A 17,162-nucleotide genomic window follows, 5' to 3' on the forward strand; every position below is an offset into this window, starting at 1 on the left:
TCGATGGCCGGCAAAGTGACTAGATTTGGCACGCTCATCGGCGGACCGATGTGCAAACCGCTCGGAGTGTAGCGGGTTTAATCATCAAATCTTATGGACAGCGGCTCAATCATGCATAACTTAAAACTCGGCAAGGTCTTATCCTGCAGCGCTTTCGGACTACTCCTTGGTGCAGGTTACTGCGTTGCCGGAAGTCAGACTGACGCGCAGATCGAAGCGGTGGTGAATGCCGCGGTTGTCCCGATCATGCAGCAACAGAACATTCCCGGCATGGCCGTCGGGATCACGGTGGATGGCAAGCCGCATTACTTTAACTACGGCGTGGCCTCGAAGGAAACCGGAACGGCTGTCACCGAAAGCACCTTGTTCGAGATCGGTTCGGTGAGCAAAACCTTCACTGCCACCCTCGCCGCCTACGCCCAGGCCAGTGGCAAACTGTCCCTGTCCGACACGGCCAGCCACATCCTGCCGGCGTTGCGGGGCAGTGCGTTCGATCACGTCAGCGTGCTGCAACTGGGCACCTACACCGCCGGTGGTCTGCCGCTGCAATTCCCGAGCGATGCCGATGCGCCGGACAAGATGCTCGGCTATTTCAAACAATGGAAACCGGTCTACGCCTCCGGCAGCCATCGGCAGTATTCGAACCCGAGCCTGGGGCTGTTCGGTTATCTAGCGGCCCACAGCATGGGCCAGCCGTTTGATGAAGTGATGGAAAAAACCTTGCTGCCAAAGCTCGGATTGCAGCACACCTTCCTCAAGGTGCCGCCCGCGCAAATGGCGCTTTACGCCCAGGGTTACAACAAGGATGACAAGCCTGTGAGGGTTGAGCCGGGGGCACTGGATTCGCAGGCGTATGGCGTGAAAACCAGCGCTTCGGACTTGCTCGGATATGTCGAAGCGAACATGAAACCGTCGGACCTTGAAGCGCCGATGCAGCAGGCCATCGCCACGACGCATACCGGCTTTTACAAGGTGGGCGACATGACCCAGGGCTTGGGTTGGGAGTTTTACAGCTACCCGATCAGCCTCGACAAACTGCTCGCCGGCAACTCGTCGCAGATGGCGATGGAGGCACATAAAGTCAAATGGCTGAACCCGCCGCAGGCTCATCCGGACAATGTGCTGTTCAACAAAACAGGTTCGACCGGTGGCTTCGGTGCTTACGTGGCGTATGTGCCGTCGAAGGACATTGGCATCGTGATCCTGGCCAACAAAAACTACCCGAACCCGGAGCGGGTCAAAATCGCCCATGCGGTGTTGAGTGCATTAACCGAATAATCCTCACCCCGCATTTGTGGCGAGGGAGCTTGCTCCCGCCGGTCGATCCCCGGCGCAGCAGTCGTGAAACCTGCCCCCTAAATTTATCTGATGGAACGCGGTTACCGAATTGGGGCCGCTTCGCAGCCCAGCGGGAGCAAGCTCCCTCGCCACAAAGGATTCGCGCGCGTTCAATCGTCAGGCATTTCCGGTGGCTTGGCGGGCTTCGCCGGTTTGCCCGGCTTTGTCCCTTTGGCACCCTTCTCCGGCGCGGCTTCAGTAACCGGCGGCGGTGTGGGCACCGTGGCTTCTTTCTCGGTAGGCGGCAATTCGTCGACGGTTTTGAAAATCGTCTTCAGATCAACCGCATCCGATTGCTCGATTTTCTTTTCGCCGTCCTTGCCGACCAGAATCACCTTGGTCTTCGCCCCGGCACCCAACTTGAGCGAACGGATCAGCGCCGCCGTGTCTTGTGGTCCCAGGTCTTTGCCTTCGCGCTGGCCCATCAAATTGAGCACGGTGTACAGGACCATATTGCGGTCGGTGAATTCTTTGCGATTGGCCGGCTCATCCAGCGACTTTTTCAGGCTGACCCACGTCGGATCGACCGTGCTTGGAGCGATGACAATCAACGGCCGGGACCTGCCCTTGTCCATGTCCAGTGGTGAGTCGCCATCGGCGGCGAGCAAGGGGCCGGCAATCGCCAGCAGGGTTGTCAGGGTCAATGACCTGATGAGCATGCGCATCTCCTTTTGATATCCACGCTCTAATGATTGCGCATCGCGGCGATCGTTCCGGGTGACGCACCGCAATTGTGTCTCGCCTTGACCCAAGCTTAGGTCAGGGCGGTCATTGCGCAACAGACTGGACTAATCTCATCACTCATAAACAAACCACCTGATCCGCCGTGAGGATTTCTCGATGAGCGCTCAGCTGAACCACACCATCGTCTGGTGTCGCGACAAGCAGACATCGGCCAACTACCTGGCAGACCTCCTCGGCCTGCCCGCCCCCGAGCCCTTCGGGCCGATGCTGATCGTCAGGTTCGACAACGGCGTGTCTCTGGATTACTACGACAATGACCCACCGATAGCCTCTCAGCACTATGCGTTCCTGATCGGCGACGACGATTTCGATGCGGCCTTCGCGCGCCTGCAGGCCAGGAAGCAACCGTGGTGGGCTGATCCGGGCAAGCAGCGCGCCGAAGAGATAAATGACTATGCGGGTGGAAGGCGTGTGTATTTCGATGACCCGGACGGGCATCTGCTGGAGATATTCACCCGTGAATGACTGACGCCCGGGCAAACATCAGAACGCCAGTTTGTAGCCGATCAGCACCAGCATCGTGGCCAGGCAGGGACGCAACACTTCATCGGAGATACGGCCCGTCAGGTGACTGCCCAGGTAAATGCCCGGCAGCGAACCGATCAGCAGGAAGCCCAGCACCTGCCAATCCATGTTGCCCATGCTGGCATGGCCAAGACCGGCGACCAGGGTCAGTGGCACGGCGTGGGCGATTTCCGTGCCGACCAGACGGCGGGTCGGCAGCAGCGGATAGAGTATGAACAACGCCACGGTGCCCAGGGCGCCTGCGCCAATGGAAGTCAGGGCCACCATGGTGCCGAGGATCAGGCCGGTGATCACGGTCAGCACATTCAAGCGCTGGCCGCTTGGGTTGTACTCGCCGCCCGCTCGTTTGTGGGCAAAGTCGAGCAAGCGCTTCTTGAAGAAAATCGCCAGTGCCGTGGCAAACAGCACAAAGCCCAGCGCCTGTTTGATGACGGCGTTCATCGCGTCGGGGGAGGTTTGCAAACTGCTCAGGAACCACAGCGTCAGCGCCACCGCCGGCACACTGCCGAGGGTCAGCCAACCGGTAATCGCCCAGTCGATGTTCTTGTTCTTGCGATGCACCAGCACACCACTGGATTTGGTGATGGCGGCGTACAAAAGATCCGTGCCCACCGCCGTGGCCGGATTGATCCCGAACCACAGCAGGATCGGCGTCATCAACGAGCCGCCGCCCACGCCGGTCATGCCGACGATGAAACCCACCACCAAACCTGCAACCACCAACCCGAAGTTAACGAAATCCATTAACACGCCCACTGAAACGCATGAAAAATCTGGCCCGCAGCATAGCGATTTTTCTTATAACTACTTATATCGATAGGGTCTATCGTTATTCCCGCGCATGCATTCCCTGTGAGAGCGATCCTCTGTGGCGAGGGAGCTTGCTCCCGCTGGGCTGCGGAGCGGCCCCTTTTGTGAGTGCTGCGCACTCAAGCGGGAGCAAGCTCCCTCGCCACAAAGGTCCACACATTGGGGATCACTGCACAGGCAGGAAATTGAGGAACAGCAGACTCTGCGCGTAATTCAGACCGATCCGCCGGTAGCGCTCGTCCAGCATCTGGGTCAGCAGGTCCAGGCGCGCGACGATCTTGCCGAACTCCACGGCGAAACTCAGGTTGCTGCCCTCCTCCGAGATCTCGTTGGAGAACAGCAAGGGTTCACCGTTTTTGTTCTGCCGCTGGCTGAGGATCCAGGTGGCCTTCTCGATGTTACGCGCGGCGTTGTTGACGAAAGTCGGGTTGATCGCATCGGTCATGTAGAACTCGAGCCGGTTGCCGTGAGCGGTGACCAGCATGCTGCCGATGGCATAGATGAAGGCACCGACCCGGTCGCCGAGGAACTCCGGACTCATGGCGTAGCTCAGCGCCGCCAGATCTTTCTTCCCCCCCAGCGTTGGCAGCGGTTGTTGCTGTTCGATGGCCATACGCACCTGTTTGCCTGCGGTGCGGGCGTCGAGGAAACCGGATTTCTTCAGCTCCTGCGGGTTGCGCAGGTAGAGCTTGCTCATCAGTAGGTAGAGGCTATCGAGGTTGTCGCGCATCGCCAGGGTGGCCATGCGGTCGACGCTGGTCTGGAGGAATTCCTGGGGCCGGCCTTCGCGAAACTGGCTGACGATGTCCCGGCCTTGTTGCTGGCTGCAACCGGTCGTGAACAGCATCGACAGGACGGCGAGCAGCAGGCAGTGGCGGCGGATGTGCACAGCAGTGAGGGGTAAAACTCGGGCCATGGGGCTTGAACTTGGGCATGGGCCGGCAGTGGGGATCGCCGCAGGCTGGCAAGGGATAGAGCCGTGGATTGCGAAAAAGTGCAGTGCCGGCAGTCCGTAAGTGCTGGCAGCGTGGTGTTTCAGTTGAATCGCGCTCGCCGGCAGGGCTACAGATGGACGGAACCCATGGGCTATTCTGCTGCCAACCGAAGTATCGACTGAATTACATCAAGGAGGTTTTCATGCGGACCCTCGAACTGGCCGGCGTCAACGTACCCGTCATTGGCCAGGGCACCTGGCGCATGGGTGAAGATCACGCTCGACACGCTGAAGAAGTCGCCGCGCTGCGCCTGGGCATCGAGTTGGGCATGACCCTGATCGACACCGCCGAGATGTATGCCGAAGGTGGCGCCGAAGAGGTGGTGGGCGAAGCGATTGCCGACCAGCGCGACAAGGTGTTTCTCGTCAGCAAGGTCTATCCGCACAACGCCGGCCGCAAAGGCATTCCCCAGGCCTGCGAGCGCAGCCTGCGCCGTTTGAACACCGACTACATCGATTTGTACCTGTTGCACTGGCGGGGCCAGTATCCGCTGGAAGAAACCGTCGACGCCTTCGAACGCCTGCGCGAAGACGGCAAGATCGGCCGTTGGGGCGTGTCCAATTTCGATGTGGATGACCTGCAGGAACTGGCCTCCCCGGCGTGCGCCACCAATCAAGTGCTCTACAACCTGGAAGAACGCGGCATAGAATTTGATTTACTGCCGTGGTGCCAGCGGCATCGGCAGCCATTGATGGCGTACTGTCCCATCGGCCAGGGCGGGGCGTTGCTGGCCCACCCGACACTCAATCAGGTGGCCGCCCGTCACGGCGTGACACCGGCGCAGGTAGCGCTGGCATGGATTCTGCGACAGGATGGTGTAATCGCCATTCCCAAAGCGGTTCGGCCTGAACACGTGCATCTGAATGCGCAAGCCATGCAATTACGGCTTGAGGCCGGGGATCTGGAGGCGCTGGACCAAGCGTTTCGCGCGCCACAACGCAAACAGCGACTGGCCATGGTCTGAGCCATCGCGGCTTTGTCAGAGGGCTTCTCATGAGAAGCACCGATCAGCTTGACGCCTTCAACCTGCAGCGCTTTATCCAGGCGCAGGACCCGGTGTTCGAGCGAGTGAAAAACGAACTCGGCACAGGACGAAAGCGCAGTCACTGGATGTGGTTCATCTTTCCGCAATTCATCGGCCTGGGCGGCAGCGAAATGTCGCAACGATATGCCATTCACTCGAGCGAAGAGGCCTCGGCTTATCTGAAACATGCTTTGCTGGGGTCCCGACTGCGAACTTGCGCACAATTGGTGCTGAACATCCCGCAGCGCTCCATCGCGGAGATTTTTGGCCATCCGGACGACCTTAAATTCCATTCGTCGATGACTCTGTTCGCCCAGATCGCCCCGGATAACAGCCCGTTTCAACAAGCGCTGGACCAGTATTTCCACGGAATCCCGGACGCGTGGACGTTAACCCTGCTGGATTCAAAACAGGCCCAACTGCCCCCCAATCAGGGTTGAGAAATCGTCGTCCACGAACGGCAGGATCGCATCGGCCACCGGTTGCAGCTGCCGCGTGACGTAATGGTCGTAATCGATCGGCGCACTGCGGATCTCCAGCGGCTCGGGGCCGGCGACGGTGATCACATAGCTGATCCAGCCGCCATTCTGGTATTGCCGCGGACGGCCCTGCTGATCGTTGTAGTCGTCGGCAATCCGCGCCGCGCGAACATGCGGCGGCACGTTGCGCTCATAGTCGTCCAGGGTGCGGCGCAGGCGCTTGCGGTAGATCAGGCGATCGTCGAACTCGCCCGCCAGGGTTTTGCGCACGTACTCGCGCACATAATCCTGATAAGGCTGGCGATGGAAAATCCGCGTGTAAAGCTCTTGCTGGAATTGCCGGGCCAGCAGCGACCAGTCGGTGCGCACGGTTTCCAGCCCCTTGTAGACCATCTCGTCAGTGCCGTCGTCACGTGTGACCAGCCCGGCATAACGCTTCTTGCTGCCCTCTTCGGCGCCACGAATGGTCGGCATCAGAAAGCGTTTGTAGTGGGTCTCGAACTGCAACTCCAGTGCGCTTTCCAGCCCGTATTCCTGTTGGACATGCTCGCGCCACCACTGGTTGACGTGGTCCACCAGCGCGCGGCCGATCTGCGCCGCTTCTTGCTGACCGTGGGCTCGGCGCAGCCAGACAAATGTCGAGTCGGTGTCACCGTAGATCACCGTGTGCCCCTGGGCTTCGATCAGTTGCCGGGTGCGCAGCATGATTTCGTGGCCGCGCAAGGTGATCGACGAGGCCAGACGCGTATCGAAGAAGCGACAGCCGCTGGAGCCGAGCACGCCGTAGAAGGCGTTCATGATGATCTTCAGCGCCTGGGACAGCGGCGCGTTGTGTTCGCGCTTGGCGGTTTCGCGACCTTCGGCAACCCGGGCGACGATGGCCGGCAGGCAATGCCGGGTCCTGGAAAAACGCGCACCGCGAAAACCCGCTACGGACTCGCTGTCGTCAGGATGCTGCAAGCCTTCGATCAGCCCGACCGGGTCGATGAGGAAGGTGCGGATGATCGACGGATAGAGGCTTTTGTAGTCGAGCACCAGCACCGATTCGTACAGACCCGGCTGCGAGTCCATGACAAATCCGCCGGGGCTGGCCTGCGCCGGTTTCGTCCCGAGGTTGGGCGCGACGAAACCCTGACGGTGCATCAACGGCATGTACAGGTGCGTGAACGCCGCGACCGAACCACCGCTGCGATCCGCCGGCAAACCGGTGACGCTGGCCCGCTCGAGCAGGAACGTGAGCAATTGGGTTTTGGCGAAAATCCGTGTGACCAGTTCGCAGTCCTTGAGGTTGTAGGTGGCCAGGGCCGGTTTGTCCTCGGCGAACATGCGGTTGATTTCGTCCATGCGCTGGTACGGCGTACTGATCGCCTTGCCTTCGCCGAGCAGGGTTTGCGCGACGTTTTCCAGGCTGAACGAGGGAAAGCTCCAGGTCGCCGAGCGCAATGATTCAATGCCATCGATGATCAATCGCCCGGCCGCCGAGGCGAAATAATGGTTGCGGCTGCCGTGTTCGCGCCACTGCATTTCTTCGCCGCCCCGCCCCAGTTTCAGCGGCACCGCCAGCCGTCGTGCGTGTTCGTGCAGCACGCGCAAATCGAACTGCACGACGTTCCAGCCGATGATCGCGTCCGGGTCGTGGCGGGCGAACCATTCGTTGAGTTTCTTCAGCAGCAGGGTTCGGGAATCGCAGTATTCGAGCTGGAAATCCACCTCGCTGTCGTCGCCATTCGGCGGGCCGAGCATATAGACCTGGCGCTCGCCGCAGCCTTCCAGGGCAATGGAATACAGATCGCCTTGCGCGGTGGTTTCGATGTCCAGGGACACCAGCCTGAGCGTTGGTCGGTAGTCGGGATCGGGTTTCATCTGCGCGTCGAGCAGCAGGCCTTCGGCATTCGGTGTGCCACCGAAGATCACCGGCGCCGTGATGAAGCGCTCCATCATGTAGCGTTCCGGTGGGCGCACGTCGGCTTCGAACATCTCGACACCGGCCTTGCGCAGCGCGGTTTCCAGACGCATCAGTTGCCCGTGTTGCTGGCAATACAGGCCGAGCACCGGGCGATGTTCGAAATCCTGCAGAGCCAGGGGTTTGAGCTCGACGTTTTTTTCGCCGTGCAACACTGCTTCGGCCTGCTCGCGCTGTTCAGCCGGGATGAACGCCACCGACGGTTGATGAGGCAGGCGGATTCGCCGGGGACCGGTCTCGGTCGCCAGCCAGAACTCGACTTCCGTACCGGCCGGGGTATCGCGCCAATGCCGGGTCAGGACGAAGCCCCGCTGTAAATCCACCACTGCAACCTCAAATCCGATTCAGGTGGCAATTCTACGCGTCATCGCTGGCGATAGCGCTCGTGATGTAGGCGCTCCCACGCTGTCGGGGCGAGTCAGTAGGACCGCGTTATCGTTCATCGCGGGCAAGCCACGCTCCCACAGGATTTATAGCGGTCACAAATGTTGTGCTCGCCGCAAATCCTGTGGGAGCGTGCGATGCGGCGACCCGACTTGCCCGCGATGGAGCCCGCGGCAACAGCACTAAATCGTGGCTTTGTACTCATTCTCCCGCTGCAACGCCCGCGCTTGAACCACATCCAGCACAGCACAGCCCTCACGCATGAGCAGATGCACGGCGCGGGTGATACGCACCAGATCACAGTCGGAAGTGTTTTTCAGGTTCAGGCTGGTCAGCGTATCTGCCAGATCGCGAACCACGGTGAAGCGATGCATGGCGCAGGCAGTGAGTTCACTGAGTTCTTTGTGGGTGTTGACGAAGAGCACCGGTGTTTCGGCGTCGTAGGTGTCGATCGGAAGGTAACGCGGCATGACTTGGAACATGATAGAACCTCGAGTTGAGCTACCACCCATCGCGGCCAAGCGAAGATAAGGTGACAGCCGTGTGCAGGTTGGCCGACCGGTACCCGAAACCCGGCACACCCGAAGGTGTCCCGCACACAGCCGCCATAACAGGAGCAACTGTTGCGTTTCGGAAATCCGACCGGCCAAGGTCGTTCGCGGTGTTTTCCGCGAACCCGAACTATGGAGTCGATCCCGAAACGCGGCAACAAGATACGTTGTAGGAAACGTCTTGAAAAGTTGTGTGCCTCATGACGGGCATTTCCACCGTCTGCAAGGGAATGCAATCCCGGGTCGCTCAGCATCCCTTCCAGTGCCGATCCTCGGGCAAGCCATGCACAGGTTTGTGGATGTTTACTGACCCGACAGGTGAGGTTTATCGAAGAAAAACCGCCGAATGACGTTTTTTGCGCGTTATCTGCCGCTTTCTGCCTTGCCCTCAGCGCTTGCGTCTACGATTCTTCAAGAACAACGATAACACCCGAGAAGCCACCATGAAAACCGTCGCCCAACTGCTCAAGTTGAAAGATCAGAAAAATCAGGAAGTGCATCAGATCAAGCCGGATCACATGGTGCTGGAAGCACTGATGAAGATGGCCGAGAAGAACGTCGGTGCCTTGCTGGTGGTAGAGAATGAAGAAGTGCTGGGCATCATCAGTGAGCGTGATTACGCGCGCAAACTGGTGCTGCACGGCCGTTCTTCGGTGGGCACACCGGTGCGCGACATCATGGTGTCGCCGGTGATCACCGTGGACACCCATCAAACCGTCGATACGTGCCTGGGCATCATGTCCGACAGACGTCTGCGCCACTTGCCGGTGGTGGAGAACGGCAAGTTGATCGGGCTGCTGTCGATCGGCGACCTGGTCAAGGAAGCCATTGCTGAACAGGCTGAATTGATTCGTCAGTTGGAGCAGTACATTCGCGGCGAGTAATGCGAGCCGTTGTAGGAGCGAGCTTGCTCGCGATGGTGTGTCAGTCGACACCCATGTAGCTGACCCACCATCGCGAGCAAGCTCGCTCCTACAGGGAATTGAGGTGTTCAGGACGGCCAATGCCGCGCAAAGACCGGGGCCAGTGTCGGGTGCCGGTCAATTCTCTCCAGCCAGGCGAAAAAACCGGGGCGGGCGCCGCGCAAATATTCCCGGCTGCCCGCCCAACGCGTAATCACCGCCGCCAGTACATCCAGCGCGCCGGGCGGCTCATCGCCCAGATACAACTCGCCGGAAAACTGATCGGCGAACACCTCCCAACTCCAGTGCAGTCGTTCGCGAGCGCCGGCCATGAGGTTGTCCCGTGAGGGTTTATCCGCGACCTGCAACCACCGTTCCGGATAGTCGATGATGCCGATCGCCGCGTAACAATTGCTGACGATGTACACCAGGCCACGGATCGCCTGATCGCGCTCGGCGGCGTTATCCGGCAGCAGTTTCGACTTGGGAAACGTGAGCCCGAGATGGATCAGGATCGCCGCACTTTCGGTGAGAATGCTGCCATCGGGCAGCTGCAAGGTCGGAATCTGCTTGAGCGGATTGAGTTTCTCCAGCGCGTGGGCCGCCTCCGTGGAGACCTCGACGTCGATGAAGCGGTAAGGAATCTCGCAGAGCTCCAACGCGGCTTCGATGGCGGCGGCGCCGGAGTTCTGGTGTCCGTATAGCTGATACATATCGCGCTCCTGGCGAGACGAACAGATGATCAGTAGACGAGTGGTGACAGGTCACGTTCCCTGCCATTTGGCGGATCGATGCAGGTAAGATGCGCGATCCCGGGGCTCTGTTTTAATCCCCCGCAGCACACTTCAAGGAAAGAACATGCGCCAACAGGATGGCCAACGCGCCTCACTTTCTCGTACCTTCGGGTTCATTCTGGCCTGCCTGGCGATAAGTGCCTGCTCGCCGAGCGACCATTCGTCATCGGCCAGTCTAGCCGGTGAACAAGGGCGTGGCGGGGCCATGCTCGCCTATGAACACGAACTGCAACTGTTGCTGCCCCAGGCAAAAATCGCCCCACGCTTGCAGGCCACACGTGAGGCGTGCGAAACCGCGCGTTTCGGCGCCTGCAACATCTTGCGCATCGAGCAAGGCGCAGGCCGTGCCGACATCACCGTGCGCATCGCACCGGCTGGCGTGGAACCGTTGGTGGCGATGGCCGCCGAAGGTGGCGAACTGGGTCAGCGGATCACCAGCGCCGAAGACCTGGCCGATGCCGTGGACGACACCCGCCGACGCCAGGAACGACTCAAGGCCCAACAGCAGCGCCTGGATGAACTGGCGACCCGCAAAGACATCAGCGTCACCGATCTGATCACCTTGAGCAAGGAGCAGGCCGGGATCGAAAACGATCTGCAAGCCCTGGCGCAGATTGCCGCCGGGCACCAGCGGCGTCTGGACACCAATCGGGTCACGCTGTCGTTCCTGCCAACCGGGGCCAGCAGTCGCTCTTCGCACCTGAGCCAGGCGTTCAGCAATCTGCTCGACAATCTGGCCGACGGCGCCGCCGATGCGCTGGAAAAAACCAGCTACGCGCTGCCCTTCCTGATCCTGGCGTTCCCGCTGTTCATGCTGTGGGTCTGGTTGTGGCGCAAGTTTGTTCGGCGTCGGGGCTGAGTTGGGCGTGCGCCACAGGTATTCAGTTATTTTTTTTGGCCACCGCATCCAAATCGCTTTCCGCCGGGTAGTCCCTGTAGCAGCCCTTGTTGCTGCACAGCGGATGACTCATTAACGGAGAGAATTTCATGAACGCCAGACAACTGATTTGCCTTGCCGCTTTGTTCGCCGCAGTGCCTGCGGCCTTTGCCCAGAACGGTCTGCCCGACACCATCAAGGTTCCGGACGGGCACAAGGTCGCCATGGAAACCACCGGCGTTGGCGAAATCACCTACGAATGCCGTGACAAGGCCAACGCGGCCGGCCAGACCGAATGGGTGTTTGTCGGGCCCAAGGCTGTGCTCAATGATCGCGCTGGCAAACAAGTCGGCACTTACTACGGCCCCCCGGCGACCTGGCAAGCGAAGGATGGCTCGAAAGTCACCGGCACCCAGCTGGCAGTCGCACCGTCGAGCCCGGGCAATCTGCCCTATCAACTGGTCAAGGCCAATCCGGCCGAGGGCAAAGGTGCGATGAGCGGCGTCAGTTACATCCAGCGTGTTGCCCTCAAAGGGGGCGTCGCCCCGAGCGCCGAGTGCACGGCGGCTAACAAGGGCACGCAGGAAGTGGTGAAGTATCAGGCGGATTACATTTTCTGGGCCGCGAGTTAACCGTCAAGACCACCGAAACCTTGTAGGAGTGAGGCTTGCCCGCGAAGGCGTCTAAAAATCCAACAAGGATGTCGGATGACACAATGCCTTCGCGGGCAAGCCTCTCTCCTACAGGGATGTGGATTGTTTGCTAGATTGCATTCGGACTGCCCCACATAACGGCTGAGATCTGTGTCCTTGCCCGAACCCATTTTCGACTATGAAGCTCACCTCGCCGCCTGTGGCCGGGGCGAGCGTCAGGCCCTGCGCGATTTGTATGTGCAGGAGAGTCCGCGGCTGCTCGGCGTGGCCAGGCGCCTGGTGCGCGACACCGCGCTGGCCGAAGACATCGTCCACGATGCGTTCCTCAAGATCTGGGCCGGCGCTGCAGGTTTCGACCCGACGCGGGGGTCGGCACGGGGCTGGATGTTCAGCGTGACCCGGCATCTGGCGCTCAACTTCATCCGTGACAACAGCCGCGAAATCCAGGGCGATATCGACGTGCAGAACGACGCTGAAACCTTCGATGCCCAGGTGCACTCCTCACGCATTCATCTGTGCCTGGAGCAGTTGGATCCTGCGCGGCGCAGCTGCATCCTGCACGCCTACGTCGACGGTTATTCTCACGCACAAATTTCACGCAAACTCGGCACCCCGCTGGGCACCGTCAAAGCGTGGATCAAAAGGAGCCTGACAGCATTGCGGGAGTGCATGGGATGACGATCAGACCTGCGGATGAGACCCCGGAGCAACTCGCCGAACTGGCCAGCGAGTATGTGTTGGGTACGCTCTCGGACGAACGACGCCGCGCGGTACAGCAACGCCTGCCCGACGATGCCGAACTGCGCACGGCGGTCGATACCTGGGAGCGTCGCTTGTTGGGCCTGACTGACTTTGCCCAACCCGAGACGCCCTCGCCCGCGCTGTGGCAACGCATCGAGCGCAGCGTCAACGCCCTGACCCGCCAGCCAACTCTCGAACCGTCATCCTGGTGGAATCGCTTAGCGCTGTGGCGCGGGCTCGCCGTTGCGGGGCTGGCGGCCACGTTGCTGCTCGGCACGCTGCTGCTCACGCAAACCACGGTCAAGCCGACCTATCTGGTGGTGCTGGTCGCGCCACAAGACAAATCGCCGGGCTGGGTGATTTCGGCCAGCAATCCCAGGGAAATCCAGTTGATTCCGCTGGGGGTCGCCCAGGTTCCGGAAGACAAGGCACTGGAGTTCTGGACCAAGGCCGAAGGCTGGCAAGGGCCGGTGTCGCTGGGCTTGGTCAAACCGGGGCAAACGCTGTCGGTGCCTGTGGATAAACTGCCGCCGCTGCAACCCGACCAATTGTTCGAACTGACCCTTGAAAACCGCACCGGCTCGCCGATCGGCAAGCCTACCGGGCCGATTCAGTTCATCGGGCGGGCGGTGAAGGTGATCTGAAAGTCACGCGCCAGCCACCCCCCGGTCAACTGCCCTCACCCAGCTGACGAATAAAACATCACGCTCACGCACGGGGAGTTGCCCGGTCCATCATTGCCGTCGATGTTCACCATCACGTCAATGAAGTTCTCATAAAAAATCCGCGGCGTAACATCAGCTCCATACCAAACAACTACACCCCGGAGCACACCATCATGAAACGCCCACTCTTCCTCAGCATCGCTTTCTCGGTTTTTGCAGTTAACGCTTTTGCCGCTTCTTCCGCTCACCCGGTTGTCGCTGAAGGCGGCTCGGATCGTCTGATTGAAAGCCGTGTGGCTGAAGGTGGTTCGGATCGTCTGATCGAAAACCGCGTTGCCGAAGGTGGCTCGGATCGTCTGATCGAAAACCGCGTTGCCGAAGGTGGCTCCGACCGTCTGATCGAAAACCGCGTTGCCGAAGGTGGCTCTGATCGTCTGATCGAAAACCGCGTCGCTGAAGGTGGCTCGGATCGTCTGATCGAAAACCGCGTTGCCGAAGGTGGCTCGGATCGTCTGATCGAAAACCGCGTAGCAGAAGGTGGTTCGGATCGTCTGATCGAAAACCGCGTAGCAGAAGGTGGCTCGGATCGTCTGATCGAAAACCGCGTAGCAGAAGGTGGTTCGGATCGTCTGATCGAAAGCCGTGCAGTGTGAATGAATGGCTTTACCGCAAGACTCGACAAAAAACCCGGCCTCATCAGCCGGGTTTTTTTACGCCTTTTTGAAACCGGTCACTTCCCCGCCCGCCCCATGCAGCGCTGATAACGTTCATCAACCCGCTTGGCAAACCACGCTGTGGTGAGTTTGCGGGTGATTTTCGGGCTCTGCAGGACGATCCCCGGCAACACCGCACGCGGCAATGAACGGCCTTCGGCTTGTTCGGCCAGCTCGAAAACCCGCTGATACAACCGGGTGTCCTCGAACTCGAGGCTGTTGCCCTTCTCCAGTTGATCCCTGATGGTCGGATTGCGCATGTCCAGGCGTTTGCCGAGGGTACGCACAGCCAGTTCCGTGGTGCCGGGCATGATCGAGTCGTAGCGCACCAGGTCGCCGTCCAGCGCCAGCGGGATGCCCGAGGCACGGCTCACAGCGTTCTGAAACGCGGCATTGCGGCTCGCGTACCAGCCGGCGTTGAAATCGGCGAAGCGGTACAGCGGCTGTTTGTAGCTCACCGGATAACCGAGCAAGTGAGCGATGCCGAAATACATGCCGCCGCGACGACTGAACACCTCATGCCGAATCGTATCGTCCACCGGGTAGGGATAACTCCGTGCCTGTTGCTCGGCGAAGTCGATGCTGACCTGCATCGGGCCACCGGTGTGCACCGGATTGAAGCCGCCGAACAACGTGCGGCCCATGGGCACCATGCCGATGAAGTCATCGAAGATCGCGCTGAGCTCCTTTTCACTGCGCGCGGCATTCAAGCGGTCGCTGTAGCTTTTGCCGTTGCTTGAACTCACTTGCAACGCCCCGCTCACCAGCAGGCCGGGGATGTGGGCCTTCGCGGCACGCCGGTCGATTTCATCCCGGGCGATTTTGCCCAGGCCCGGCACCGACGGATCAACCTGAAAGGTCGATTCCTGTTCGGTGACGGCCAGCACGGAACACAGGTTTTGCGTGGAGGGATAAATGTCCTGCGCGGCAAAGGCCGCGTAAATGTCCGTGGCCCAGCCTTGGCGATCCACGGTTTTGGCCGGCAGCAGGCGCACGATCTCTGCCTTGACCTCGGCGGGTGGCCGGGCCGGGGCTTCCTGACTGCGCTGCGTCCCGCACCCGGCCAGCACCAACAGCGCCGCGGCGCTCGTGATCAATCGATTGGCTTGCATGCTGCTCCATCAAATCCGTTGGGCCGGGGTAACCATACGATCAATCCCATGATGCAGGCTATGACTGTGCCGGCGAGACACTGTTCCCTCCACAGACGCATAGAACTGTGGGAGCCGGCTTGCTGGCGATGGGAGCACCGAGGTGCATCAAGATGACCGCGTTATCGTTCATCGCCAGCAAGCCGGCTCCTACAGGGCCTTTTTCCGTTGGGCAGTCTGTCTGACGGCCCTCCTCGCCTGAACCATACTTGAGCCAAACGCCAGGGAGGACAGGCGCATGAACCGTAGCGACGTACTGATCATCGGTGCCGGCCCCACCGGGCTGGTGCTCGCACTGTGGCTCAGCAAACTGGGGATCCGCGTGCGGATTCTCGACAAGACATCGGCACCCGGAACCACTTCACGGGCGCTGGCGGTGCAGGCGCGGACGCTGGAGTTGTATCACCAGCTCGACCTCAGCGACGCCGTGATACAGAAGGGACATCGCGTGGCGGCGGCCAACTTCTGGGTCAAGGGCGAACCGGTGGCACGCTTGCCGTTGAGCCGGGTTGGCGAGGGATTGACGCCCTATGCGTTCCTCGAAATATTTCCTCAGGACGAGCACGAGCGGTTGCTGATCGAACGCCTGGAAGCCTTTGGCATCCGTGTGGAACGCGACACCGAGCTGGAGAGTTTCGAGGAAACCGGCGACGGCATCACCGCACGTCTGCGCTTGCCCGACGGTCAGCAGGAAACCTGTCAGGCCTGTTACCTCGCCGGATGCGACGGCGCCCGCTCGATCGTGCGCAAAACCCTCGACACCGGATTTCCCGGCGGCACCTACCAGCAGATTTTCTACGTGGCGGACGTGCAGGCCAGCGGGCCGGCACTCAATGGCGAGTTGCACCTGGATCTTGATGAGGCGGATTTTCTCGCGGTGTTTCCGTTGGCGGGCGAAGGTCGCGCCCGGCTGATCGGAACGGTGCGCGACGAACGCGCCGAGCACGCCGACACCCTGCAATTTGAAGACATCAGCACCCGCGCCATCGAGCATCTGAAGGTGCAGATCGAACAGGTGAACTGGTTCTCGACCTACCGCGTGCATCATCGGGTGGCCGATCACTTTCGCAGCGGCCGTGCATTTCTATTGGGCGACGCGGCCCACGTCCACAGCCCCGCGGGCGGCCAGGGCATGAACACCGGGATTGGCGATGCCATCAACCTCGCGTGGAAACTCGCTGCCGTGTTGAGCGGCGGTGCCGCGCCGCATTTGCTCGACACCTATGAAACCGAACGCATCGCGTTTGCCCGCAAACTGGTCGCCACTACCGACCGGGTGTTCAGCTTCGTCACCGCCGAAGGGCGCGTCGCCGATCTGCTGCGCATGCGTCTGGCGCCATTCCTGCTGCCGAAAATGGCTTCGTTCGAGACCTCCCGCGAGTTCCTGTTCCGTACGGTGTCGCAGATCACCCTCAATTATCGCGGGATGCCATTGAGCACCGGCGTTGCCGGACACGTGCATGGCGGTGACCGACTGCCTTGGGCGCACGACGGTGAAGGGGATAATTTCAGGTCGCTGAAGTGCCCGAGCTGGCAGGTGCATGTGTACGGCGACACCAGCGATGAAATGATCGCCTGGTGCCACGAACATCACTTGCCGTTGCATGTGTTTGACTGGAGGCCGGCGTTTGAAGCGGCAGGCCTGGGGCGTAACGGGTTTTACCTGTTGCGGCCGGATACCTATGTGGCGATTGCCGAGACGTGCTCGGACCCGAAGGTGATCGAGCGGTATTTCCGCGATCGCGGGATACGGCCGTTTTTTGATGCTCACTGATTCAACACAGTCCAAATGTGGGAGCGAGACCGGCTTGCCGGCGATAGCGATGGCACATTCAAAATTGATGTGTCTGATA

At 60.4% G+C, this 17,162-nt stretch carries 18 protein-coding genes; 11 read left to right on the top strand and 7 right to left on the bottom strand.

Annotated elements, in window-relative coordinates:
* Positions 1 to 111: 111 nt before the first annotated feature.
* Positions 112 to 1,278 (top strand): class C beta-lactamase, encoded by a 1,167-nt coding sequence (gene ampC, locus KJF94_RS16710; protein ID WP_250548172.1) that lies wholly within the window; start codon positions 112 to 114, stop codon positions 1,276 to 1,278.
* Between the two features lie 170 nt (positions 1,279 to 1,448).
* Here ampC and KJF94_RS16715 read toward each other — a convergent pair whose 3' ends face one another.
* Positions 1,449 to 1,997, bottom strand: a complete 549-nt coding sequence (locus KJF94_RS16715; protein WP_214377397.1) for a DUF4174 domain-containing protein — start codon at positions 1,995 to 1,997, stop codon at positions 1,449 to 1,451.
* A gap of 181 nt (positions 1,998 to 2,178) precedes the next feature.
* Here KJF94_RS16715 and KJF94_RS16720 point away from each other — a divergent pair, with 181 nt between their 5' ends.
* Positions 2,179 to 2,547, top strand: a complete 369-nt coding sequence (locus KJF94_RS16720; protein WP_214377398.1) for a VOC family protein — start codon at positions 2,179 to 2,181, stop codon at positions 2,545 to 2,547.
* An 18-nt stretch (positions 2,548 to 2,565) separates the two neighbouring features.
* On the opposite strand, the gene KJF94_RS16725 is transcribed toward KJF94_RS16720, so the two are convergent.
* Together KJF94_RS16725 and KJF94_RS16730 are read right to left on the bottom strand one after the other, a co-directional pair.
* Positions 2,566 to 3,351 (bottom strand): sulfite exporter TauE/SafE family protein, encoded by a 786-nt coding sequence (locus tag KJF94_RS16725; protein ID WP_214377399.1) that lies wholly within the window; start codon positions 3,349 to 3,351, stop codon positions 2,566 to 2,568.
* A gap of 232 nt (positions 3,352 to 3,583) precedes the next feature.
* Positions 3,584 to 4,333 carry a hypothetical protein gene (locus KJF94_RS16730; protein ID WP_214377400.1) on the bottom strand — a complete coding sequence of 250 codons (750 nt, stop codon included), beginning with the start codon at positions 4,331 to 4,333 and terminating at the stop codon, positions 3,584 to 3,586.
* Positions 4,334 to 4,554: 221 nt separating this feature from the next.
* On the opposite strand from KJF94_RS16730, the gene KJF94_RS16735 reads away from it, so the two are divergent.
* Together KJF94_RS16735 and KJF94_RS16740 are read left to right on the top strand one after the other, a co-directional pair.
* Entirely contained in the window at positions 4,555 to 5,376 is an 822-nt protein-coding gene (locus KJF94_RS16735) for an aldo/keto reductase (RefSeq protein WP_214377401.1), read from the top strand.
* Positions 5,377 to 5,405: 29 nt separating this feature from the next.
* Entirely contained in the window at positions 5,406 to 5,876 is a 471-nt protein-coding gene (locus KJF94_RS16740) for a DUF1810 domain-containing protein (protein WP_214377402.1), read from the top strand.
* Here the strand turns inward: KJF94_RS16740 and KJF94_RS16745 are convergent.
* Both KJF94_RS16745 and KJF94_RS16750 read right to left on the bottom strand, forming a co-directional pair.
* A complete protein-coding gene (locus KJF94_RS16745; protein WP_214377403.1) occupies positions 5,841 to 8,201 on the bottom strand; it encodes a DNA polymerase II in 2,361 nt (786 codons plus the stop codon). The genes KJF94_RS16740 and KJF94_RS16745 overlap by 36 nt on opposite strands.
* Before the next feature lie 243 nt (positions 8,202 to 8,444).
* Entirely contained in the window at positions 8,445 to 8,744 is a 300-nt protein-coding gene (locus tag KJF94_RS16750) for a hypothetical protein (protein WP_214377404.1), read from the bottom strand.
* Between the two features lie 512 nt (positions 8,745 to 9,256).
* Here KJF94_RS16750 and KJF94_RS16755 point away from each other — a divergent pair.
* Positions 9,257 to 9,697, top strand: coding sequence for a CBS domain-containing protein (locus tag KJF94_RS16755; RefSeq protein WP_034149924.1), 441 nt, complete (start codon positions 9,257 to 9,259; stop codon positions 9,695 to 9,697).
* Between the two features lie 107 nt (positions 9,698 to 9,804).
* Here the strand turns inward: KJF94_RS16755 and KJF94_RS16760 are convergent, their stop codons facing one another.
* The gene (locus tag KJF94_RS16760) at positions 9,805 to 10,428 is read right to left on the bottom strand and encodes a glutathione S-transferase (RefSeq protein WP_214377405.1); all 624 of its coding nucleotides are present in this window, start codon (positions 10,426 to 10,428) and stop codon (positions 9,805 to 9,807) included.
* Between the two features lie 145 nt (positions 10,429 to 10,573).
* On the opposite strand from KJF94_RS16760, the gene KJF94_RS16765 reads away from it, so the two are divergent.
* The 5 genes from KJF94_RS16765 to KJF94_RS16785 all read left to right on the top strand — a co-directional run bounded on the left by KJF94_RS16765 (position 10,574) and on the right by KJF94_RS16785 (position 14,098).
* Positions 10,574 to 11,368 (top strand): DUF4349 domain-containing protein, encoded by a 795-nt coding sequence (locus KJF94_RS16765; RefSeq protein WP_214377406.1) that lies wholly within the window; start codon positions 10,574 to 10,576, stop codon positions 11,366 to 11,368.
* A 128-nt stretch (positions 11,369 to 11,496) separates the two neighbouring features.
* Positions 11,497 to 12,018, top strand: coding sequence for a DUF3455 domain-containing protein (locus KJF94_RS16770; protein ID WP_214377407.1), 522 nt, complete (start codon positions 11,497 to 11,499; stop codon positions 12,016 to 12,018).
* Between the two features lie 171 nt (positions 12,019 to 12,189).
* Positions 12,190 to 12,717: a sigma-70 family RNA polymerase sigma factor gene (locus KJF94_RS16775; RefSeq protein ID WP_031319051.1), complete on the top strand. Its 528-nt coding sequence runs from the start codon at positions 12,190 to 12,192 to the stop codon at positions 12,715 to 12,717.
* On the top strand, positions 12,714 to 13,424 hold the full coding sequence (locus KJF94_RS16780; RefSeq protein WP_214377408.1) for an anti-sigma factor: 711 nt from the start codon (positions 12,714 to 12,716) through the stop codon (positions 13,422 to 13,424). Before KJF94_RS16775 ends, KJF94_RS16780 begins: the two co-directional genes overlap by 4 nt.
* A 194-nt stretch (positions 13,425 to 13,618) precedes the next feature.
* Positions 13,619 to 14,098 (top strand): phage infection protein, encoded by a 480-nt coding sequence (locus tag KJF94_RS16785; RefSeq protein WP_214377409.1) that lies wholly within the window; start codon positions 13,619 to 13,621, stop codon positions 14,096 to 14,098.
* A gap of 77 nt (positions 14,099 to 14,175) precedes the next feature.
* Here KJF94_RS16785 and KJF94_RS16790 read toward each other — a convergent pair whose 3' ends face one another.
* Positions 14,176 to 15,270, bottom strand: coding sequence for a DUF1615 domain-containing protein (locus KJF94_RS16790; protein ID WP_214377410.1), 1,095 nt, complete (start codon positions 15,268 to 15,270; stop codon positions 14,176 to 14,178).
* A gap of 277 nt (positions 15,271 to 15,547) precedes the next feature.
* Here KJF94_RS16790 and KJF94_RS16795 point away from each other — a divergent pair, with 277 nt between their 5' ends.
* Positions 15,548 to 17,083, top strand: a complete 1,536-nt coding sequence (locus KJF94_RS16795) for an FAD-dependent oxidoreductase (protein ID WP_214377411.1) — start codon at positions 15,548 to 15,550, stop codon at positions 17,081 to 17,083.
* Positions 17,084 to 17,162: the final 79 nt, after the last annotated feature.

It is taken from the genome of Pseudomonas hormoni, assembly GCF_018502625.1.
Lineage (GTDB): Bacteria > Pseudomonadota > Gammaproteobacteria > Pseudomonadales > Pseudomonadaceae > Aquipseudomonas > Aquipseudomonas hormoni.